We start from the raw sequence: 20,765 nt of genomic DNA, 5'->3' as shown, positions 1-20,765 counted from the left end.
ACCCCGGCCTTATCCCCGCGCGATGATCTCGCGGATGCGCAGGCCCAGGGTCTCGACCACGAACGGCTTGGTCAGCACCGCCATGCCGGGCTCCAGATGGCCGTTGCCCACCGCCGCGTTCTCCGCGTAGCCGGTGATGAACAGCACCTTGAGGCCGGGGCGCGAGATGCGGCCCGCATCGGCCATCTGGCGACCGTTCATGCCGCCCGGCAGTCCGACATCCGAGATCAGCAGGTCGATGCGCACGTCCGATTGCAGGACCTTGAGGCCGCTGGCGCTGTCGGCGGCCTCGATCGCGGTGTAGCCGAGATCCTCCAGCACCTCCGTCACCAGCATCCGCACCGTCGGCTCGTCATCGACCACGAGCACCGTCTCGCCCCGCCGAGCCCGGGGCGCATCGACCAGGGGACCGAGCGAATCGGGCTCCTCCGCGTCGCCATGGAAGCGCGGCAGGTAGATGCAGACCGTCGTGCCCTCGCCGACCTCCGAATAGATCCGTACCTGCCCGCCGGTCTGCTTGGCGAAGCCGTAGATCATCGACAGCCCGAGCCCCGTGCCCTGTCCGGTGGGCTTGGTCGTGAAGAAAGGGTCGAACGCCTTGGCCCGCACGTCCGGCGTCATGCCGGTGCCGGTATCGGTCACACAGAGCGAAAGGTACTGGCCGGGCGGAACGTCGTGCTGGTGCGCGGCGTGGGCATCGAGCCACTTGTTGGCGGTCTCGATGGTGATGCGCCCGCCCTCGGGCATCGCGTCGCGGGCGTTGATGCAGAGGTTGAGCAGCGCGTTCTCGAGCTGCGGGGGATCGACGAGGGAGGGCCAGAGCCCGGCCGCCCCCACCACCTCGATGGTGATGGTGGGACCGACCGTGCGCCGGATCAGATCCTCCATCCCCATCACCAGCCGGTTCACGTCGGTGGGCCGCGGGTCGAGAGTCTGACGGCGGGAGAAGGCGAGCAGGCGGTGCGTCAGCGCGGCGGCGCGCTTGGCCGCGCCTTGGGCGGCGCCCATGTAGCGGTCGACATCCTTGAGCCGGCCTTGGGCTATGCGAGTCTGCATCAGCTCCAGGCTGCCGGAGATGCCGGCGAGCAGATTGTTGAAGTCGTGGGCGAGGCCGCCGGTGAGCTGGCCCACCGCCTCCATCTTCTGCGCCTGGCGCAGAGCCTCCTCGGCCTCGGTGAGCGCGCGGGCCTGCGCCTTGATCGCGGTGACGTCGCGCACCGAGGCGTAGATGAGGCCCTGGCGCGGCACGGTGTTCCAGGAGAACCAGCGGTAGCCGCCGTCGCGGGCGCGGTAGCGGTTCTCGAAGCCCAGCTGCATCTCGCCGCGGGCGAGGGCGGCGGCGGCCTCACGCGTCCGCTCCCGGTCGTCGGGGTGGATGAAATCGAGGAAGGGAACGGCCTTCATCTCGGCCTCGCTCCAGCCCAGCGTGGCGCTCCAGGCCGGGTTGAGGCTGACGAAGCGGCCCTCGAAATCGGCCACGGCCAGAAGGTCGCTGGAGGCCTGCCAGATCTGGTCGCGCTCGGCGGTGCGCGCGGCGACCTGCTCCTCCAGCGTCTCGTTGAGCCGGCGCAGAAGCACGATGGCCCGGTCGCGCTCGGCGGCGACGGCGCGGCGCTCCTCCACGTCGATGAGCACGCCGGGGAAGCTGAGCGGCGTGCCGTCGGGCGCGTGATCGACCCGACCGTTGGCCTCGATCCAGTAATAGCACCCGTCCGCCCGCCGCACCCGGTATTGGTGGGCGTAGGCGCCGCCGCGGGCGACGGCCTCGCTGATCGCCTGCGCCAGATCGGCCTTGTCGTCGGGATGCACCGTCTCGACCACCTGGGCGAGGCTCAAGCCCTCGCGGCCGAGCGCCGGATCGAGGCCGAAGGCGCGGGCGAAGGCCTCGTCCACGGTGAAGCGGTCCGTGGGCAGATCCCAGAACCACGTGCCGACAATCGCGCCGGCCGAGAGCGCGAGCTGGACCCGCTCGGCGTTGATACGGGCGAGCACCTCGCTCTCCCGCAGCCGCCGCTCGACCTCGATCCGTTCGGTCACGTCGAGTTCGGCCACCACGCCGCCGACGATGGTGCCCGCCCCGTCACGGATCGGCGCGGCGTTGTTGAGGAACAGCCGCCGCCCGCCGCCGTCGAAACGTTCGATCTCCACGAGTTCGCCGCGCACGGTCTCGCCGTTCAGCAGGGCGCGGGCCATGCCCCATTCCTCGGCGCGCAGGCGTTCGCCCGTCTCGGGCCAGAAGCCGACCCAATCGCCGTAGCCCTCCCAACTCGTGGTTTCCGGCGGGATGCCCCAGATATCGCGGTTGGCGGCGTTGTCGCGCACGATCCGCCCTTCCGCGTCGGCGATGATGACGCCGACCGGCAGCCCCTCCAGGATCGCTGTCAGGAAGGCCTCGCTGCGGCGCAGGGCCGCCTCGCTCTCCCGCTGGAGCGTCTCCGTGCGGATGCGCTTCGTCGTCTCGTTGGTGAAGATGAACAGGCCGGCGATGCGGCCCTCCCCGTCGAGCACCCGCGAGTAGGAGAAGCTCCACCACGTCTGCGCGTCGCCCCGGTCGGTGGCCAGCGTCCAGGGCAGATCCTCGAAGCGGCGGCTTTTCCCCGCGAAGGCGTCGTCGATGATCGGCTTGGCCTGATCCCAGCCGTCGGCCCAGACCCGGTCGAAGCGCTCGCCCATGGCCCAAGACAGACGAGGTCCCAGCAGCGGGAAGTAGGTGTCGTTGAAAAAGAAATGCAGGTCCGGCCCCCAGGCCAGGATCATGCTTTCGGGCGAATTCACGACGAGGCTGAGCGCCGTGCGTAGCGATTCCGGCCAGGTCTGCGGGGGGCCGAGGGGATGATCCGACCAGTCGCGCTCGGCGATCATGCGGGCGGCCTCGCCGCCGCCGGCCAGGAACGGAGGTAAGTCGGTCATGTCCGAACCGACTTACACAGGTCAAGCTCGTTCGGACAGGGCCCTATGTCGGACCGACGTATCGCATGCGCGGTTGCCAAGCGAAGTCCCCGGAAATTTCTTCTTCGACGCTTTTTTCCGCAACAGCGTTACGTTAGCATTATCGGATTAGAGCGATTCGGATCGAAACATAAATAATGATCGAAGGTAAGTATTAATTTTAGATCCTGCGAGCTAAATTTTGATAAAGCTCCCACTCCAGAGCATATGAAGGTTTATTTATAAAATGAAATTGGATAGAGATTTGTATAAATGCACTATCGAGCACATTGTGCTAAAGGGAGATACAGATCTTTTTCCCTATCCATTCGAGATGAATTTTTTAAAAGATGAAAATATCGCCATATGCGACGCCCTCTCGGCACTCGATCTGTCTAATTACCATCCTATTAGCCTTGTAGAGTCTCTAATTCCAAAATCCAAATTCGGATTTCGTGTAGCCCATCAGCCATATTTAATAGATACCATAATATATACCGCCCTTGTTGCAAGTATTTACGATAAAGTCGAGCAAGGCCGCGACTCGATTGCCAATAATCGAGCATTTGCTTATCGAAAAGCGCCCGGCCTAGGTTCCGATTTTTTCATACCTGACCGGCGATTTAGAGAGTGGCTTGATCATATTAGTAATTATGCTTTCGAAGATAATTACGTTTACGCAATTAGAACCGATATATCGGATTTTTATCATCGAATATACCGCCATAGATTAGAAAATATATTAGATAGTCTTTCAGGAGAGACGAAGACGGTCAAAAAGATCGAGAAAATAATCAGCGACTGGAGAAGCAATCAATCATTCGGACTTCCAGTCGGAAGTAGCGCTTCGAGACTTCTGGCAGAAGCTGCCTTAAACGATACTGATATGGCCCTGATTTCGGAGGGATATCAGTTCACCCGCTACGTAGATGACATAATTATTTTTATAAAAAGAGATCAAGATCCGTATGCTGCGCTTGCATTCCTAGCACAGCATTTATCAGCCAACGAAGGACTTTCCCTCAATAACCAGAAGACCAAAATACTAGAGTGGAAAGAATTTATCCAGTCCGTCAGCCAACATGGCGCAGATGACGATTCGTCCAAGGAAGATTTTGCTACAGAAAAATTATTTTGGGCTGCGTACGATCATGGTGGCGAAGATGAAGACGCCCTCAAATCATTGATGATGAAAGACCTTAGCAAAGAGCTAGAAGAGCTTTTATCTGATGCATACTGGGACATTGGCACGATAAAGATCGTCCTACATGCGATGCGGATGGTGAAAAGCCCTGATGTTGCATGGTATATTAGAGAAAATCTTGCGAAATTAATCCCTTTTGCTAAAGATGTTTCACTTCTCATCAAAGAATTTGCCGACGCTGGCATAAGCGGATTTGAAAACATGGGAGACGAACTAGTAGAAATTATACTTTCTTCCAGGATGCGGCCTTTAGATTGCGCGAGAGCTTGGTTTCTTGAGCTTGGCATTCAAAAGGTGGTGAATTTTGATGCATCTGCTATTAGAAAATTAGACACCTTAACAGGAACCCTTGATGTGCGTCAGATTCATCTACTTAGATGGAGAAACAATGATCAAAATTTCTTTAGATCTAGGAAGACTAAGGTAAATGAACTAAATTCTTGGTCGCAGCCAAGCTTTATATTTGGAGCCCGATGCTTGCCAAGAGATGAATACTCGCATTGGATTAGAGGAATAAAGAGTCGCCTTCAATTTCCGCTATCCAAAGAATTCTCGGATTGGTGCCTAAAGACGCATGGCAATGATCTGTTTTAGATTAGACCCCAGATAAGGTCGCACAACCTACACAACGTAGCTATATGAACTTTCCGCGCCGTCCCTCGACCAGCCACATCGCCAGCACGGCGGCGGCGAGCGCCACCAAGGCCCAGAGGCCGATGCCGAGGGGATAGACCTCGACGCCGCGCACCGTGGCGCTGTCGCTCGGGCGGAAGCCGATCCAGTCGGCGCCGCCGAGCCGGCCGCCGCGGGTGATCTGGAGGCGGGGCACCTCGATGCCGCCGCCGGCCGCCGCCACCCGGCGCACCGTGCCGCCGGACCCGTCCGTGACGCCCTTCAGACGCTCGGTGTCGCTGAACACGTCGGCGAGTTCGCGCGGGTTGGCCGGGCCGACGCTGACGAAGGCGACGAGGTTGCCCGAGCGGATGGTGTGGAGGCCGAGGCTCTCCGCCTCGAAGGTCGCGGTGAACAGGCCGGTCTCGGCCTTCGACAGGCCCAACTCGCGCTCCTTGCCGGTCGGCCCGGTGATCGTGACGGGGCCCGCCTCCTCGGCCATGGTCTGGCGCTCGACGCGGACCTCGCGGCCCCGGCCCGTGGTCTGGGCGCGCAGGGCCTCCTCTTCGAGGGCGGGCTCCTTCATCAGCCAGTGGGCGAGGCGCCGCAGCAGATCGAGATAGGGGCCGCCCTGCTGGTAACCGCGGGCCCAGAGCCAAGCCTGATCGGACAGCATCAGGGCGACGCGGCCCTTGTCTTCGCGGGAAAGGGCCAGGAGCGGCAGTCCGTTGGCGCCCGACAGGATCGGCTGCACGCCCGGACGGGTCTGCGCCGACACGATACGAAGCCAATCGCCCCAGGCCGGCGGGTTCGATTCAGAGCCCGGCAGAGCCCGGGTGACGGGGTGGCGGTGGCCGGTCTCGGTGAGCGTCGCCTTGAACGGCTGCTCGACCACCTTCATCGAGGGGTCGCCCGGCAGGATCGAGGCGAGCCGGGTGCGGGCAAGGCTCGCCGGACCGGCGAATTCCGGCCCGGCGGCGATGAGCAGCGCCCCACCCTCGCGGACATAGCGGGCGATGTTGTCGAAATAGGCGGACGGCAGCACGCTCTGGTTGGCGTAGCGGTCGAAGATGATGAGGTCGAAATCCTTGATCTTCTGGACGAACAGCTCGCGGGTCGGGAAGGCGATCAGCGAGAGTTCGGAGATCGGGGTGCCGTCCTGCTTCTCCGGCGGCCGGAGAATCGTGAAGTGGACGAGATCGACGGAGGCGTCCGACTTCAGGAGGTTGCGCCAGGTGCGCTCGCCCTGGTGCGGCTCACCGGAGACGAGCAGCACCCGCAGTTTTTCGCGAATGCCTTCGATCGGGAGCACGGCGCGGTTGTTCACCGTGGTCAGCTCGCCGGGCAGCGGCTCGACCTCGATCTCGACGACGTTCGGGCCGCCATGCTCGATATGCGTGGTGAGCGAGAACGGCACGCCGGTGGCGATGCTCTGCCGGTCGATCTCCTCGCCGTCGCGGCGCACGGTGACGATGGCCGTGCCGGTGCCGCCGCGCTCCATCACCTCGCCGCGCAGGGTCACGTCCCGGCCGACGATGCCGAAGCGGGGCGCTTCCAGCATCTTGATCTGACGGTCGCGCTCGTCCGGGCGTCCGGTGACGAGAACGTGCAGCGGCGCCTTCAGCCCGAGCGCTTCGAGCGAGGCGGGGATGTCGTGTACCACGCCGTCGGTGAGCATCACCACGCCGGCGATCCGCTCCGGCGGCACGTCGGCGAGCGCCTGGGTCAGCGCCGTGAACAGCTTGGTGCCGTCGTCGCCCTCCCCGCCCTGCGCGTCGCCGACCTCGATGAAGCGGGGCTCGATGTTGGCCAGCGCGCCGAAGCGGCGTTCCAGCTCGGCCTTGACCGCGTCGGTCATGGCGGGGCGGTCGCCCAGGCTTTGCGAGCCGGAACGATCGACGACGATGGCCGCCACGTCCTTCACCGGGTCGCGGTCCTCGCGCACGAGCGAGGGGTTGGCGAGCGCGGCGAGGACGAGGCCGAGCGCCACCGCCCGCAACAGCGCCGTGCGCCCGCGGGCAAGGACGGCGACAACGGCGAGGATCACGGCGAAGACGCCGAAGGCCGCGAGCACCGGCCAGGGGACGAGGGGGGTGAAGCTGAGGCTCAGCATGGGCTAGGGCCTCCTGTAGCAATCGCGGAAAACTCCTCTCCCCGCGTGCGGGGAGAGGGGACGCACGGGCGGATCGGCTGGTTAGTTTGATATGTCGCCGAAGCAGAATGAGCGGCCATCACTGTCCCAACCGCTCCAGCAACGCCGGCACATGGACCTGATCGGCCTTGTAGTTCCCGGTCAGGGTGTAGATCACGATATTGATGCCACCGCGGAACGCCATCTCGCGCTGGCGCTGGTCGCCGCCGGTGACGGGGTAGAGCGGCTCGCCGTTGCGGCCGACCGCCCAGGCGGCGGCGAGGTCGTTGCCGGTGATGATGAGCGGGGTGACGCCGTCGCCGGCCCGGGCCGGACGGCGCTCGCCGCCCTCGCCCGCGGGCGGAATCGTCTCGACCCAGGTCTGTCCGGTACTGAGCCGGCCGGGGAAGGAATCCACGAGGTAGAACGCCTTGGTGAGCACGTGGTCGGCCGGCACCGGCTCCAACTCCGGCACTTCGAGGGTGGCGAGCATCTTGCGCAGATACGCCGCCTCAGGGCTCGGCGGGCCGCCGGGGCGGGCGGTCTGGGCATCGCGGGTGTCGAAGATCACCGTGCCGCCGTTGCGCATGAAGGCGTCGATCTTGCGGATCGCCGCCTCGCTCGGCTGCGGACGGCCGGCGACGATGGGCCAGTAGATCAGCGGGTAGAAGGCGAGTTCGTCCTTTTCCGGATTCAGGCCCGCGGGCTCGCCGGGCTCCAGGGCGGTGCGGGCGGCGAGCATCTGGCTCAGACCCGACAGGCCCGCCCGGCTCGCGGTATCGGTCGCGGCGTCGCCCGTGACGATGAAGGCGAGGCGGGTGGCCAGCGCCGACTCGATGCCGGACGGCCGGTTGGCGGGTGGTTCCTGCGCCCGCACCGGGAGCGGGGAGCAGGCCAGCGCAAGGCCGACCAGCGCCGGCAGAAGCAAGGCGGCCGGCGCCGCCTTCCCGTGTGAACCGCGACCGAAACCGCGAAGAAAGCCGCCGAGCCAGAGGCCCGCCAGGGTGTCGAGGGCCAGCAGGGCCAGCGCGAGAGTGAACAGAAGCGCGCGCAGATCCAGCGTCTCGGCGCCCGCAAGCGACCCCGTGCGGGCGCCCTTGAGGCCGGCGAGGTCGAGGGGTTGGAGCCGGTCGCCGGGGGCCAGCGCGTTGACGGCGATGCCGCCCTCCGCCGTGCCGTAGAAGCCGGGCGGGTGTTCGGGGCCGGCGCGGTCGGCGAAGTCGGCCGGCACCGCGGTGGCGCCGGCCGGCGGCGAGCCCAGCGCACCGAAACCGTCGAGGGTCAGGCGCGGCGCCAGCAGCGCGGCCTTCGCCCCCCGCCCGTCGCCCTCGCCGAGCTTGGTGGACGGGCCGGCGAGCCCGACGACCCGGCGCAGCATGTCCACGAACAGGCCCGATAGCGGCAGGTTCGACCACGTCGTGTCGGCGGTCACGTGAAACAGTACCACGAGCCCCTGCCCCCGCTTGCTCGCCGTGACGATCGGCGTGCCGTCCTGAAGCGCCGCCCAGGTCTTGCCCGGCAGGTCGCCGTCGGGCTCGGCGAGGATCTGGCGGCGCACGCCGATATCGGCGGGCGGGTTCAGCCCGGCGAAGGGGCTCTCGGGGGCGAACGCTGCGAGCGTGCGCGGCCGGTCCCAGGAGAGGGTGCCGCCGAGCGAGCGACCGCCCCGGCGCAGACGCACCGGCACGAGCGGGTCGTTGCCGGCTGCGAGCCGGGGGCCGGCAAAGCGCAGCAACAGCCCGCCCTCGTCCACGAACTGCTCGACCCGCGCGAGCGTGCGCTCGTCCAGCGCGCCGACATCGGCGAGCGCCAGCACCGAGACCTGATTGTCGAGCATCTGGCCGATGGATTCCGCCGTGCCCTGGCCGCCGCGGGGCTGCTGCACATCGGCAAAGGGGTTCAACGCCTTGGCGAGGTAGTAGGTCGGCGCGAGCAGCGGCTGGGCCTGATCGAGCGTGCCGCCGAAGACGAGGCCGACCCGGCGGCGCTTGCCGCGCTCGTCCATCAGCACCACGGCGCCGGCCGAGCGCTCGCCCTCGATCTCGAGGCGGGCGATGGCGTTGCGCAGCTCCACCGGCAGGTCGAAGCTGACGCGGGTTTCGCGCGCCTCCGGCTCCAGGGTGAAGCGGCTCTCGGCGAGCGGCAGGCCCTTCTGGTCGAGTGCCCGCACCAGCCCGGCATCGCGGCCGTTGCCTTCCGCACGCAGGACCTGGGCCGAGAGCTTTTCGCCGGGCTGCACGGGGGAGCCTTCGAGCGCCAGCGCCGGGGATCGCTCGGCCTTCAGCACGGTCACGGCGCTGCCGTGGCGGCCCGCCATCTCGCCGAGGGATGCCGCGAAATCGGCCTCGCCGACGCCGCGCACGCCGTCGCTGATCCAGACGATCGAGGCGCGGGGCACCCGCTCCAGGAAGGTGCCGATCGAGGCCAGATGCGTCCCGCGGTCACCGAGATGCGGGCGCGGCTGGATCGCGCGCAAGCGCTCCAAGGCAGCGGCCGGGGCCTTCGCCTCGAACGGCGCGGGGGGCTCGGCGCTGGCGACCAGCGCCACCGGGCGGCCGTCACGGGCGGCGGCCTCGATCTCGTCGGTCGCCGCGCGCAGGCGGTCGCGCCAATCGTGGGCGGCGACGACCCCGTTGTCGAGGATGAGGAGCAGGGGTTCTCGCCCCGCAGCGGCGCCGATACCGCCGGGATTCCACACCGGCCCGGCCACCGCGAGGATGAGGCAGGCGGCGGCCAGAATCCGCAGCATCAGGAGCCAGGGCGGTGTGCGGGCCGGCGTCTCGCGCTTGGGCAGCAGGTCCGCCATCAGCGCCAGCGGCGGGAAGTGGATGCGCTGGGGGCGCGGCGGCGTGACCCGCAGCAGGATCCACAGGGCCGGCAGCGCAACGAGGGCGGCCAGCGCGAGGGGGGCGGCGAAGGTGAGCGGAACTCCGAACAATGCGCTTCGCCTTTCAGCCGAGGCCGCGCGCGGCGGCGACGAGGGTCAGCAGCCGCAGGGCCGCTTCGCTCGCGGGCCGGTCGGTCCGGTGGATCGTCAGCGTCCAGCCCCGCTGCCGGGCGATCTCGGACAGGCCGTCGCGGTGGGCCGCGATGCGGGTGCGATAGGCCTCGCCCCAGGCCGACGCCTCGCCGATATCGAGGCTGAGACCGCCCTCGGGATCGTGCAGCACCGCTTGCCCCGTGAAGGGGAAGGTTTCCTCCACCGGATCGGCCACCAGCACGAGGTGGCCGTGGGTGCCGCGCGCCGAGATCGTCTGCACGGCGCCGCGCACCCGATCCAGCGGCGTGAGGAAATCGCTGATCAGGACCACTTCGTCGAACCGGCCGGGCGTGGCGGCCGGCGGCAGATCCTGGGTCAGGCCGGAGCGGTCGTTGACGAGCGCCTGGGCGAGGCGCTCGACGATGCCGCGCGCAGCGCTGGAACGGGTGAGCCCGAGCAGGCCGACGCGCTCGCCGCCCTCGACGAAGGTGTCGGCCAGCGCCAACCCCAGCACCAGCGCCCGCTCGATCTTCGATGTCTGGGCGAGATCCGAGGCGAAGCCCATGGAGGCGGAGCGGTCGATCCAGATCCAGATGTTGTGGGCGGCCTCCCACTCGCGCTCGCGCACGTAGAGCCGGTCGTCGCGGGCGGAGCGGCGCCAATCGACGCGCGCCGCCGCCTCGCCGGGCACGAAGGGGCGGAACTGCCAGAAGCTCTCGCCCGGCCCGGCGCGGCGGCGCCCGTGCAGGCCGTGCGCCAGGGTGCCGGAGACGCGCCGCGATTCGAGCACGAGCCGCGGCATCACCTCGGCGAGCGCCAGGGCGCTGCCGGCCTCGGGGCCGCCGGGGCGGCGGCTCTCGGCCTCGACAAGCCGGGTGGAGGCCATCCGCGGCGGGCTCAGAGCTTCGCGGCGAGCTGGCCGATCAGGCCGGTCACCGTCTCGCCGTCGGCGCGTGCCGCGAAGGTCACCGCCATGCGGTGCTTGAGCACCGGCTCGGCCAAAGCCTTCACGTCGGCGACGGAGGGAGCGACCCGGCCTTCGATCAGCGCGCGGGCGCGCACGGCCAGCGTCAGCGCCTGGCTCGCACGCGGGCCCGGCCCCCACAGCAGCTTCTTGCCAACCGCCGGATCACCGCCCTCGGGACGGGCCGAGCGCACGAGGTCGAGAATGGCATCGACCACGGCGTCCCCCACCGGCAGGCGCCGCACGAGGCGTTGCGCCGTGAGCAACTGCTCGGTGGTCATCACGGTCTTGGCCCGCGCGTCCTCGACGCCGGTGGTCTCGATCAGGATACGGCGTTCGGCGGCGCGGTCGGGGTAGCCGACATCGATCTCCAGCAGGAAGCGGTCGAGCTGCGCCTCGGGCAGCGGGTAGGTGCCCTCCTGCTCGATCGGGTTCTGCGTCGCCAGAACGTGGAAGGGGCGCGGCAGGTCGTGGCGCTCGCCCGCCACCGAGACGAAATGCTCCTGCATCGCCTGGAGCAGGGCCGATTGCGTGCGCGGGCTGGCGCGGTTGATCTCGTCGGCCATCAGGAGCTGGGTGAAGACCGGCCCCTTCACGAAGCGGAAGGAGCGGCGGCGCTCGGCATCCTCGTCGAGGATTTCGGTACCGAGGATGTCGGAGGGCATCAGGTCCGGCGTGAACTGCACGCGGCGGGCATCCAGCCCGAGCACGGTGCCCAGCGTCTCGACCAGCTTGGTCTTGGCCAGACCCGGCAGGCCGACGAGGAGACCGTGGCCGCCGGCGAGGATCGTGACCAGCGCCAGATCGACGATCTTCTCCTGCCCGAAGATGACCCCGTGGATCGCCTCCCGCGCCTGCTCGATCGCCGCGAGGCAGGTCTCGGCGGTGGCGACGATCCCGTCGTCGAGGCTCGTCGTGCTGGCCGATCCGGCGCCCTGTGCCATGAAGTGAACCTTGCGATGGCCGGGCGCGGAGGCCCGGAAAGTGCGGAGTCTGGCGCCGAACGCGGGCCGAACGCAAGCGCGGCGCTGCCGCGCGGCAGATCGGCACTATATGGGCGCTCCAGAACCGGCGGGCAGGACGCCCGCGACATCGTGCATCGCGGGCGGACAGCGCCCGCCCCGAGGAAGGCGAGACCGGATGACGGACGAGGAGCGCGCGGCCTTTCCCGAGGGGTGGGAGGCTTTCACCGATCCGGGCTTCATCGCCCATGTCGGGCCGGTCTATCACCGGACGGCCGAGGGCACGAAGGCGTTCGCCTTTCAAACCGACGAGCGGCACGGCAACCTCGTCGGCATCGTCCATGGCGGCATGCTGCTCACCTTCGCCGACCGGGCCCTCAGCATCGCGGTGCGCGACGCCTGCGACGGGGCGCGCGCCGTGACCATCGAGATGCAGAGCCAGTTCGTCGGCGCGGCGCAGATCGGCGACCTGATCGAGACGGTGCCGGAGATCGTGCGCAAGACCTCGTCCCTCGTCTTCGTGCGCGGTACTCTCACCAGCGGCGGTCGCCCGCTGGCGGCGGTGACGGGAATCTGGAAGGTTCTGCGGGACAAGCCCGGCGACAAGTCATGACCCAGAGCACACCCGACGATCCGGCTCTCGCCCGCCTCGGCGCCGCCCTCGGCGAAATCGGCCAACGCGGCCTCCCGCCGGTGGAACGCTGGAATCCGGAGCATTGCGGCACGATCGACATCCGCATCGCCGCCGACGGGACGTGGTTCCACGACGGCTCGGCGATCCGGCGCCCGAAGCTGGTCAAGCTCTTCGCCTCGATCCTGCGCAAGGAGCCCGACGGCTCGACCGTGCTCGTCACACCGGCCGAGCGGGTCCGCATCACCGTCGACGACGCGGCGTTCGCGGCCGTGGAGATGGCGGTGGAGGGCGAGGGCGAAGGCCGCCGCATCGCCTTCCGCACCAACGTGGACGACCTCGTGCCGGCCGATGCCGAGCATCGCCTGCGCTTCGAGGACGGGGCGGAGGGCCTCAAGCCCTATCTCCACGTGCGGCGCGATCTCTGGGCTCGGGTGAGCCGCCCCCTAACCTACGATCTCGTCGCGATGGGCGAGGAGCGCGAGATCGACGGGCAGCGGTGGTTCGGGCTCTGGGCCGGCGGCCATTTCCACCACATCGCCCCGGCAGAGGCGGCGTGAGGCTGCCCGAGGTAGCGGCCGGCTCCGCGCCTGCGGAGGATTTCGGTCTCGACGCCTTCCTCGCTCGGGCGGAAACCCGCCTGAGCCCCATGCCGCCGGGGCCGGGCGTGCCGTTGTCGAACCCGCGCGGCGACCACGACCTCCAGCCGGAGGGCTTCGCCCTCGCACCGGCCACGCCGCACCGGCCCGCCGCCGTGCTGGTGCCGGTGATCGACCGGCCGGACGGCGTCACGCTGCTGTTCACGCAGCGGGCGGCACATCTGCGCGATCATTCGGGGCAGGTCGCCTTCCCCGGCGGCAAGGTCGATCCGGAGGACACCTCGCCGGTCGACACGGCTTTGCGCGAGGCCTGGGAGGAGATCGGCCTGGAGAGCGACGCCGTGCGCCCGCTCGGCTATCTCGATCCCTATCTCTCCGGCACTGGCTTCCTCGTGGTGCCCGTGGTCGGCCTCGTGGCGCGCGAGGCCGTGCTGCGGCCGAACCCGGCGGAGGTGGCGGCCGTGTTCGAAGCGCCGCTCGCCTTCCTCATGGACCCGGCGCGGCATCTCGTCCGTTCGGCGGAATGGAAGGGCCGGACGCGCTACTTCTACGCCATCCCCTTCGCCGAGCACCTGATCTGGGGCGTCACGGCGGGGATCGTGCACAACCTCCAAGAACATCTCTATCCCTGACCGTCTTGATCCCTGATCGCCTCGACGCTTGACGGGTGCCCCACGGCCCCTCGCAGATTGCGCCCTCCATGCTCCGCCTCGTCCTTCAGGAAATCCTCCTGTTCTCCCTGCCCTTCCTGGCCTTCGCGGGCTGGCTGCTGTTCGCCCGGCGCTCGCCGCTCGACCATGCCGAGTGGAAGCCGCACTGGACACGGCTGATCCTGGCCGGGCTGTTCATCGTCATCGCCTCCCTCGTCACGGTCGGGCTGACCGGACAGGACATGAAGGACGGCTACGAGCTGCCGCGCCTTGAGAACGGCCGTTTGGTGCCAGGCCATTTCCGGTGATCGCCGGCACGCTGCCCCCGCCGCTCGCCGCCGACGGCCCCGCCCGCCTCCTGGCGCGGCCGGGCGTGCAAGCCTGCCTCGCGGCCCTCGATGCACCGGACGAGGAAACGCGCCTCGTCGGCGGCTGCGTGCGCGACGCGCTGCTGGGCGCCATCGTCGCCGACATCGACCTTGCCACCACGCTCCGGCCCGAGGCCGTGATGGCCTGCGCCCGCGCCGCCGGGATCAAGGCGGTGCCGATGGGGATCGAACACGGTACGGTCACCCTCATCGTCGGCGGCGAGCCGCACGAGGTGACGACCCTGCGCGAGGACGTGGAGACCGACGGGCGCCACGCGGTGGTGCGCTTCGGCCGCGACTTCGTTCGCGATGCCGAGCGGCGCGACTTCACCATCAACGCACTCTCGCTCGATGCGGCGGGACGCCTGCACGACACGACCGGGGGGATCGCCGACCTCGCCGCCGGACGGGTGCGCTTCATCGGCGACGCCGCGACCCGCCTGCGCGAGGACGCCTTGCGGCTCCTGCGCTTCTTCCGCTTTCACGCCCGCTACGGCAGCGGTGCGCCGGATGCGGAAGGGCTCGCTGCCGCCATCGCGGCGCGCGACAGCCTCGACCGGCTCTCACGGGAGCGGGTGCGCGCCGAATTCCTGAAGCTGCTGCTGGCGCCCCGCGCCGTCGTGGCCGTGGCGATCTTGAGCGAGACCGGTCTGCTCCCCCGTATCCTCGGCGGCGTCGGCGAACTCGGCCGCCTCACCCGCAGCGTGGCGGCCGAGCCGCGCCTCGACGCCACAGCCCGCTTCGCCGCGCTCGCCGTGCGCACGAGCGAGGACGCGGACCGGCTCCAGGCAAGCCTTCGCCTGTCGCGGGCCGAGCATGCGCGCCTCTCCGCCTACGCCGCGGCCCTCGCGCCCCTGCACGACCGGCCGGGAATCGAGGCCGATGCGGTGCCGGCTCTCGTCGCCACCCACGGCGCCGGGCCCTTACGTGAACTGCTGATCGCCCTCGACGGCGAGCCGCGCCCGCGTGTGACGCAGGAGGCGCGCGCCGTGCTCGACCGGATGGACGCCGCCGGCACGCGCCCCGTCCTCCCGGTGACGGGCGCCGACCTCGTGGCACGCGGCGTAGCACCGGGCCGGGCGGTCGGCGCGGGGTTGCGGGCGGCCCGGGACCTCTGGCTCGCCAGCGGCTGCCCGGACGATGCCGAGGCACGCGAGCGATTGATCGCTCGGGCGCTGGAGGCGGCGGCCGCTCGGTAGACCGCTCACTCGGCAGCGTCCGCGCACGCAAACCCGCGCAAAAACAAAAAAGGCGCCGGTTTCCCAGCGCCTTCCGAAAGCCGAAGCTCTGACGAAAATCAGCGGTTCAGCGTGTTCTTGGCTTCCTGCATCTGAACGATCTGGGCGTTCAGCGCCTCGCGCTTGTCGTAATCCTGGGTCGCGTCGCGGACCAGTTCCGCCGCCTCGATCTCCTTGTCGATCATGGCGGGGGTGACCTCCTCGATCGGCGCGGCGCGCTCGGCGAGCACCGTCACGCTCTTCGGGCCGATATCGGCGAAGCCGCCCTGCACGTAGATGCGCTTGCCACTGCCGGTCGTCTCCGTGACGGTGATGACGCCGACCTTGAGGGTGGTCAGCACCGGGGCGTGGCCCGGCAGCACGGTCATTTCGCCCTCGGCGCCGGGAAGCTGCACGGCCTCGACTTCGCCGGAATACAGCGTCCGCTCGGGGCCGACGAAATCGAAGTGGAAGGTGGCCATCGTCAATCAGGTCCCGAGGTTTGATGTCAGCGCCGGCTGCGGTCGGCGACGAAGCCTGCTCCGAAGCCGACGACGGCGCCGATCAGGGCGAACAGCCCGACATGCTGGAGCTGGCCGGTGGTCAGCTCCCCGCCGCGGGCGCCCACCGCCGAGTCCTTGTCCTGGATCTCGACGCTGAGCGGGCCGAGCTTGAGCTCGGCGGCCTGCGGCCGGGTCAGGTAGCCGACGAGGCCCCCGACCACGATGCCGACGAGAAGGAGAACGACCTTGGCGTTCATGACCGTTCCCTCGCTCGGGCCTTAGGCGGCCGCGAGTTTCTTGGCCTTTTCCTGGGCGTCCTCGATCGTGCCGACCATGTAGAACGCCGCCTCGGGCAGATCGTCGTACTTGCCTTCGACGAGGCCCTTGAAGCCCTTGATGGTGTCTTCCAGCGGCACCTGGATGCCCGGCGAGCCGGTGAAGATCTCGGCCACCGAGAAGGGCTGCGAGAAGAAGCGCTCGATCTTGCGGGCGCGGGCCACCGTCAGCTTGTCCTCTTCCGACAGCTCGTCCATCCCGAGGATGGCGATGATGTCCTGAAGCGACTTGTAGCGCTGCAGCGTCTGCTGGACCTTACGGGCGACTTCGTAATGCTCTTCGCCGAGGATGGCGGGCGACAGCATGCGCGAGGTCGAGTCGAGCGGATCGACGGCCGGGTAGATGCCCTTCTCGGCGATCGAGCGCGACAGCGTCGTGGTCGCGTCCAAGTGGGCGAAGGAGGCGGCAGGCGCCGGGTCGGTCAGGTCGTCGGCCGGCACGTAGATCGCCTGCACCGAGGTGATCGAGCCCTTGGTCGTGGTGGTGATGCGCTCCTGCAGCGCGCCCATGTCGGTGGAGAGCGTCGGCTGATAGCCCACCGCCGAGGGGATGCGGCCGAGCAGAGCCGAGACCTCGGAACCGGCCTGGGTGAAGCGGAAGATGTTGTCCACGAAGAACAGCACGTCCTGGCCCTGGTCGCGGAAGTCCTCGGCGATGGTGAGGCCGGTGAGCGCGACGCGCGAGCGGGCGCCGGGGGACTCGTTCATCTGGCCGTAGACCAGCGCGCACTTGGAGCCCTCGGCCGAGCCGCCGTTCTCCTTGGGGTTCTTGTTGACGTTGGACTCGATCATCTCGTGGTAGAGATCGTTGCCCTCACGGGTGCGCTCGCCGACGCCGGCGAAGACCGAGTAGCCCGAGTGCACCTTGGCGATGTTGTTGATCAGCTCCATGATCAGCACGGTCTTGCCGACGCCGGCGCCGCCGAACAGGCCGATCTTGCCGCCCTTGGCGTAGGGGGCGAGCAGGTCCACGACCTTGATGCCGGTCACCAGGATCTGCGACTCGGTCGACTGATCGGTGTAGGGCGGGGCGGACTGGTGGATGGCGCGCAGGGTGTCCGACTGGATCGGGCCGGCCTCGTCGATCGGCTCGCCGATGACGTTCATGATGCGGCCGAGGGTGTTGTGGCCGACCGGCACCTTGATCGGCGAGCCGGTGTCGCGGACTTCCTGGCCGCGGACGAGACCCTCGGAGGTGTCCATCGCGATGCAGCGGACGGTGTTCTCACCGAGCTGCTGAGCGACTTCGAGAACGAGGCGGCTGCCCTGGTTCCGGGTCTCGAGCGCGTTCAGGATTTCCGGCAGGTGGTCTTCGAACTGCACGTCCACGACGGGGCCGATGACCTGGGTGATCTTGCCCTTGGCGCCGGTCGTCTGCAGGGGGGAAGCGGTGTTCGCCATTGCGATGATTCCTTTATGCGGCGGTCAGAGCGCTTCCGCGCCCGAAATGATCTCGATGAGTTCCTTGGTGATCATGGCCTGACGCGTCCGGTTGTAGATCAGCGTCTGCTTCTTGATCATCTCGCCCGCGTTGCGGGTCGCCGAATCCATGGCGCTCATGCGTGCGCCCTGCTCGGAGGCGGCGTTCTCGAGCAGCGCCCGGAAGATCTGGACGGTGAGGTTCTTCGGGAGCAGCGTCTCGAGGATCGTCTCCTCGTTCGGCTCGAACTCCATTGCGGCGTCGGAGCCGGGGCCCTTGGCCGCCGCGTCGGTCTGCGGCAGCTCGGCCGGGATGAGCTTCTGCGCCGTCGGGATCTGCGAGATCACCGAACGGAACTCCGAGTAGAACAACGTCGCGACGTCGAACTCGCCAGCCTCGAAGCGGGCGAGGATGTCGTCGGCGATCTCGGCGGCGAAGGGGTAATCGACCGGCTTGTTGCCGCGGATGTCGCGCGAGGCGACGATCTGGTCGCGGAACTGCCGGCGCAGGACGTCGAGGCCCTTCTTGCCGATCGTCATGATCTTGACGGTCTTGCCCTCGGCCATCAGCCGGTTGGCGTGGTCGCGGGCCAGACGGGCGATCGAGGAGTTGAAGGCGCCGGCCAAGCCGCGGTCGCCGGTGCAGACGACGAGCAGGTGCACCCGGTCCTGGCCCGTGCCGGAGAGCAGGCGCGGGGCGCCGACGCCGCCGATCAGGTTGCCGGCGAGGTTGCCGAGCACCTGGGCCATCTTCTCGGCGTAGGGACGCCCGTTCTCGGCAGCATTCTGGGCGCGCCGCAGCTTTGCGGCGGCGACCATCTGCATCGCCTTGGTGATCTTCTGCGTCGCCTTCACCGAGGTGATGCGGTTCCGCAGATCCTTCAAGCTAGCCATCGGTGGGCGTCCGGGTCCGTTCGGAAGGGCCTCTCCTCACCCTGCGGGGAGGAGCCGGAGGTGGGGTGGCTCAAGCGGCGCCGGGCGCTTCGCCCGGCACCGCCCGACCCCTGTCCCCTCCCGCATGCGGGAGGGGGTGTGCGTTCGTCGGGCGAACGGCGTTTATCAGGCGAAGGACTTGGCGGTGGCCTCGACCACGCCCTTGAGCGTGTTGGCGTTGGCGTCCGACAGATCCTTGGAGTCGCGCACCGCGTTCAGCCAATCCTGGTGCTTCGAGCGCAGGGTGCCGAGGAGCTGCTCCTCGAAGGCGCGGACCTTACCCACCGGCAGCTTGTCGAGGTAGCCGTTGACGCCGGCGTAGATCACCGCGACCTGCTCTTCCATCTTCAGCGGCGAGAATTGCGGCTGCTTCAGGAGCTCGGTGAGGCGCGCGCCGCGGTTGAGCAGACGCTGGGTCGAGACGTCGAGATCCGAACCGAACTGCGCGAAGGCCGCCATCTCGCGGTACTGCGCCAGCTCGCCCTTGATCTTGCCGGCGACCTTTTTCATCGCCTTGGTCTGGGCCGAGGAGCCCACGCGCGAGACCGAGAGGCCGACGTTCACCGCCGGGCGGACGCCCTGGTAGAACAGGTCGGTCTCGAGGAAGATCTGGCCGTCGGTGATCGAGATCACGTTGGTCGGGATGTAGGCCGAGACGTCGTTGGCCTGGGTCTCGATCACCGGGAGCGCGGTGAGCGAGCCGTTGCCGGCGGCGTCGCCCATCTTGGCGGCGCGCTCGAGCAGGCGCGAGTGGAGGTAGAACACGTCGCCCGGGTAAGCCTCGCGGCCCGGCGGGCGGCGCAGCAGCAGCGACATCTGGCGGTAGGCCACGGCCTGCTTGGACAGGTCGTCATAGACGATCACGGCGTGCATGCCGTTGTCGCGGAAATACTCGCCCATGGCGCAGCCGGCGAACGGCGCGATGAACTGCATCGGCGCGGCGTCGGAGGCGGTGGCGGCGATGACGATGGAGTATTCCAGGGCGCCCTGGTCCTCCAGCACCTTCACGAACTGGGCCACCGTCGAGCGCTTCTGGCCGATGGCGACGTAGACGCAGTAGAGCTTGGCGTTCTCGTCCGCGCCGGCATGAGCCGACTTCTGGTTGAGGATGGTGTCGAGCGCGATGGCGGTCTTGCCGGTCTGGCGGTCGCCGATGATCAGCTCGCGCTGGCCGCGGCCGACCGGGATCAGGGCGTCGATCGCCTTGAGGCCGGTGGACATCGGCTCGTGCACCGACTTGCGCGGGATGATGCCCGGCGCCTTCACGTCGACGCGGCGGCGCTCGGTCGACTGGATCGGGCCCTTGCCGTCGATCGGGTTGCCGAGGCCGTCGACCACGCGGCCGAGCAGGCCCTTGCCGACCGGCACGTCCACGATGGAGCCGGTGCGCTTGACGGTCTGGCCTTCCTTGATCTCACGGTCGGAGCCGAAGATCACGACGCCGACATTGTCCTGCTCGAGGTTGAGGGCCATGCCGCGCACGCCCGACTCGAACTCGACCATCTCACCGGCCTGGACGTTGTCGAGGCCGTAGACGCGGGCGATGCCGTCGCCGACCGCGAGCACCTGCCCGACTTCCGTGACCTCGGCCTCCTGGCCGAAGTTCTTGATCTGCTCTTTCAGGATCGCGGAGATCTCGGCGGCGCGGATGTCCATCGTCGGGCCTCTTTAAAAGTCTGGGGCTGTCTGTTCGGCTGTCGGGAGGTTCGCGAGGGTCTTGTCAGACCGCTCAGCGGGCTTCCCGCATGGCGAGGCGGATGCTGTTGAGCTTGGTCCGGAGCGAGGCGTCGACCATGCGCGAGCCCATCTTGACGACGATGCCGCCGATCAGGCTCGGGTCGATGTGGAGATCGAGATCGATCTCGCTCTTGGCGACGTCGCGCAGCGAGGCCTTGATGTCCTCGATCACGGCATCGGAGGGTTTCTCGGCGACGCGGACCTCGGCGCGGATGATGCCCTTGGACTCACGCACCTTCTCGCGATAGGCGCGGATCATGCCCGGCAGGGCGAAGAGGCGGCGGTTGGCGGCCGCGAGCTTGATGAAGTTGGCGGCCAGACCCGAGATTTCCGCCCGATCGAGCAGGGCGCCCATGGCAGCCGTCTGCTCCGCTGCCGAGTAGGCCGGGCTCCGCACGAGGCGGCGCAGGTCGTCGCTCTCGCGATAGAGCGCGTCGAACGCATCGAGGTTCTTCGCGACGTCATCGACCTGACCCTGATCGTGAGCCAGTTCGTACAGGGCCAACGCGTAGCGGCCCGCCACACCGGCCAACAGGGGACCCTCGGAACCGTTCTGCGCCACCCGTCGCTCTCTCTTGTCCTTGCCCGCCGG

General features: G+C 68.0%; 17 protein-coding genes. 6 read left to right on the top strand and 11 right to left on the bottom strand.

Annotated features, from left to right (window positions below; translation table 11 throughout):
- Nucleotides 1-9: 9 nt before the first annotated feature.
- On the bottom strand, nt 10-2,910 hold the full coding sequence (locus J2W78_RS21340; RefSeq protein WP_253373595.1) for a PAS domain S-box protein: 2,901 nt from the start codon (nt 2,908-2,910) through the stop codon (nt 10-12).
- A gap of 265 nt (nt 2,911-3,175) precedes the next feature.
- Here J2W78_RS21340 and J2W78_RS21335 point away from each other — a divergent pair, with 265 nt between their 5' ends.
- Entirely contained in the window at nt 3,176-4,726 is a 1,551-nt protein-coding gene (locus J2W78_RS21335; RefSeq protein ID WP_253373594.1) for an RNA-directed DNA polymerase, read from the top strand.
- Nucleotides 4,727-4,766: 40 nt separating this feature from the next.
- On the opposite strand, the gene J2W78_RS21330 is transcribed toward J2W78_RS21335, so the two are convergent.
- The 4 genes from J2W78_RS21330 to J2W78_RS21315 all read right to left on the bottom strand — a co-directional run bounded on the left by J2W78_RS21330 (nt 4,767) and on the right by J2W78_RS21315 (nt 11,763).
- Complete coding sequence (locus J2W78_RS21330) at nt 4,767-6,857, bottom strand: hypothetical protein (RefSeq protein WP_253373593.1); 2,091 nt, start codon at nt 6,855-6,857, stop codon at nt 4,767-4,769.
- 118 nt (nt 6,858-6,975) lie between these two features.
- Entirely contained in the window at nt 6,976-9,813 is a 2,838-nt protein-coding gene (locus J2W78_RS21325; RefSeq protein ID WP_253373592.1) for a DUF4159 domain-containing protein, read from the bottom strand.
- 13 nt (nt 9,814-9,826) lie between these two features.
- Nucleotides 9,827-10,741 carry a DUF58 domain-containing protein gene (locus J2W78_RS21320; protein ID WP_253373591.1) on the bottom strand — a complete coding sequence of 305 codons (915 nt, stop codon included), beginning with the start codon at nt 10,739-10,741 and terminating at the stop codon, nt 9,827-9,829.
- A gap of 11 nt (nt 10,742-10,752) precedes the next feature.
- Entirely contained in the window at nt 10,753-11,763 is a 1,011-nt protein-coding gene (locus J2W78_RS21315; RefSeq protein WP_253373590.1) for an AAA family ATPase, read from the bottom strand.
- Between the two features lie 196 nt (nt 11,764-11,959).
- Here J2W78_RS21315 and J2W78_RS21310 point away from each other — a divergent pair, with 196 nt between their 5' ends.
- The 5 genes from J2W78_RS21310 to J2W78_RS21290 all read left to right on the top strand — a co-directional run bounded on the left by J2W78_RS21310 (nt 11,960) and on the right by J2W78_RS21290 (nt 15,228).
- A complete protein-coding gene (locus J2W78_RS21310; RefSeq protein WP_253373589.1) occupies nt 11,960-12,394 on the top strand; it encodes a PaaI family thioesterase in 435 nt (144 codons plus the stop codon).
- Entirely contained in the window at nt 12,391-12,972 is a 582-nt protein-coding gene (locus J2W78_RS21305) for a DUF1285 domain-containing protein (RefSeq protein ID WP_253373588.1), read from the top strand. Before J2W78_RS21310 ends, J2W78_RS21305 begins: the two co-directional genes overlap by 4 nt.
- Complete coding sequence (locus tag J2W78_RS21300; protein WP_437178530.1) at nt 12,969-13,643, top strand: CoA pyrophosphatase; 675 nt, start codon at nt 12,969-12,971, stop codon at nt 13,641-13,643. The genes J2W78_RS21305 and J2W78_RS21300 overlap by 4 nt, the downstream gene beginning before the upstream one ends.
- 68 nt (nt 13,644-13,711) lie before the next feature.
- Nucleotides 13,712-13,969 carry a DUF6111 family protein gene (locus J2W78_RS21295; protein ID WP_253373587.1) on the top strand — a complete coding sequence of 86 codons (258 nt, stop codon included), beginning with the start codon at nt 13,712-13,714 and terminating at the stop codon, nt 13,967-13,969.
- Entirely contained in the window at nt 13,966-15,228 is a 1,263-nt protein-coding gene (locus J2W78_RS21290; protein WP_253373586.1) for a CCA tRNA nucleotidyltransferase, read from the top strand. The genes J2W78_RS21295 and J2W78_RS21290 overlap by 4 nt, the downstream gene beginning before the upstream one ends.
- 98 nt (nt 15,229-15,326) lie before the next feature.
- Here J2W78_RS21290 and J2W78_RS21285 read toward each other — a convergent pair whose 3' ends face one another.
- The 6 genes from J2W78_RS21285 to J2W78_RS21260 form a co-directional block, all read right to left on the bottom strand.
- Nucleotides 15,327-15,728: a F0F1 ATP synthase subunit epsilon gene (locus J2W78_RS21285; RefSeq protein ID WP_253373585.1), complete on the bottom strand. Its 402-nt coding sequence runs from the start codon at nt 15,726-15,728 to the stop codon at nt 15,327-15,329.
- A gap of 26 nt (nt 15,729-15,754) precedes the next feature.
- Entirely contained in the window at nt 15,755-16,006 is a 252-nt protein-coding gene (locus tag J2W78_RS21280; RefSeq protein WP_253373584.1) for a hypothetical protein, read from the bottom strand.
- 21 nt (nt 16,007-16,027) lie between these two features.
- Nucleotides 16,028-17,485 carry a F0F1 ATP synthase subunit beta gene (atpD, locus tag J2W78_RS21275; RefSeq protein ID WP_253373583.1) on the bottom strand — a complete coding sequence of 486 codons (1,458 nt, stop codon included), beginning with the start codon at nt 17,483-17,485 and terminating at the stop codon, nt 16,028-16,030.
- 24 nt (nt 17,486-17,509) lie between these two features.
- Nucleotides 17,510-18,397 carry a F0F1 ATP synthase subunit gamma gene (locus J2W78_RS21270; RefSeq protein ID WP_253373582.1) on the bottom strand — a complete coding sequence of 296 codons (888 nt, stop codon included), beginning with the start codon at nt 18,395-18,397 and terminating at the stop codon, nt 17,510-17,512.
- Between the two features lie 165 nt (nt 18,398-18,562).
- Nucleotides 18,563-20,092, bottom strand: coding sequence for a F0F1 ATP synthase subunit alpha (gene atpA, locus J2W78_RS21265; RefSeq protein WP_003597667.1), 1,530 nt, complete (start codon nt 20,090-20,092; stop codon nt 18,563-18,565).
- A 73-nt stretch (nt 20,093-20,165) separates the two neighbouring features.
- A complete protein-coding gene (locus tag J2W78_RS21260; RefSeq protein ID WP_253373581.1) occupies nt 20,166-20,735 on the bottom strand; it encodes a F0F1 ATP synthase subunit delta in 570 nt (189 codons plus the stop codon).
- Between the last annotated feature and the right edge of the window lie 30 nt (nt 20,736-20,765).

Origin of the sequence: Methylorubrum extorquens (assembly GCF_024169925.1) — a bacterium.
Lineage (GTDB): Bacteria > Pseudomonadota > Alphaproteobacteria > Rhizobiales > Beijerinckiaceae > Methylobacterium > Methylobacterium extorquens_A.
Note: the sequence above shows the minus strand (reverse complement) of the source record. Positions and strands in the feature narration are given on the sequence as shown.

Bases quoted from the DNA above. Each gene is read 5' to 3' on its own strand.
- J2W78_RS21310 (WP_253373589.1), top strand. From the start codon at position 11,960: ATGACGGACGAGGAGCGCGCGGCCTTTCCCGAGGGGTGGGAGGCTTTC.
- atpA (WP_003597667.1), bottom strand. From the start codon at position 20,092: ATGGACATCCGCGCCGCCGAGATCTCCGCGATCCTGAAAGAGCAGATC.
- J2W78_RS21305 (WP_253373588.1), top strand. From the start codon at position 12,391: ATGACCCAGAGCACACCCGACGATCCGGCTCTCGCCCGCCTCGGCGCC.
- J2W78_RS21330 (WP_253373593.1), bottom strand. From the start codon at position 6,857: ATGCTGAGCCTCAGCTTCACCCCCCTCGTCCCCTGGCCGGTGCTCGCG.
- J2W78_RS21320 (WP_253373591.1), bottom strand. From the start codon at position 10,741: ATGGCCTCCACCCGGCTTGTCGAGGCCGAGAGCCGCCGCCCCGGCGGC.
- J2W78_RS21285 (WP_253373585.1), bottom strand. From the start codon at position 15,728: ATGGCCACCTTCCACTTCGATTTCGTCGGCCCCGAGCGGACGCTGTAT.
- J2W78_RS21340 (WP_253373595.1), bottom strand. From the start codon at position 2,910: ATGACCGACTTACCTCCGTTCCTGGCCGGCGGCGGCGAGGCCGCCCGC.
- J2W78_RS21270 (WP_253373582.1), bottom strand. From the start codon at position 18,397: ATGGCTAGCTTGAAGGATCTGCGGAACCGCATCACCTCGGTGAAGGCG.
- J2W78_RS21335 (WP_253373594.1), top strand. From the start codon at position 3,176: ATGAAATTGGATAGAGATTTGTATAAATGCACTATCGAGCACATTGTG.
- atpD (WP_253373583.1), bottom strand. From the start codon at position 17,485: ATGGCGAACACCGCTTCCCCCCTGCAGACGACCGGCGCCAAGGGCAAG.
- J2W78_RS21315 (WP_253373590.1), bottom strand. From the start codon at position 11,763: ATGGCACAGGGCGCCGGATCGGCCAGCACGACGAGCCTCGACGACGGG.
- J2W78_RS21295 (WP_253373587.1), top strand. From the start codon at position 13,712: ATGCTCCGCCTCGTCCTTCAGGAAATCCTCCTGTTCTCCCTGCCCTTC.
- J2W78_RS21280 (WP_253373584.1), bottom strand. From the start codon at position 16,006: ATGAACGCCAAGGTCGTTCTCCTTCTCGTCGGCATCGTGGTCGGGGGC.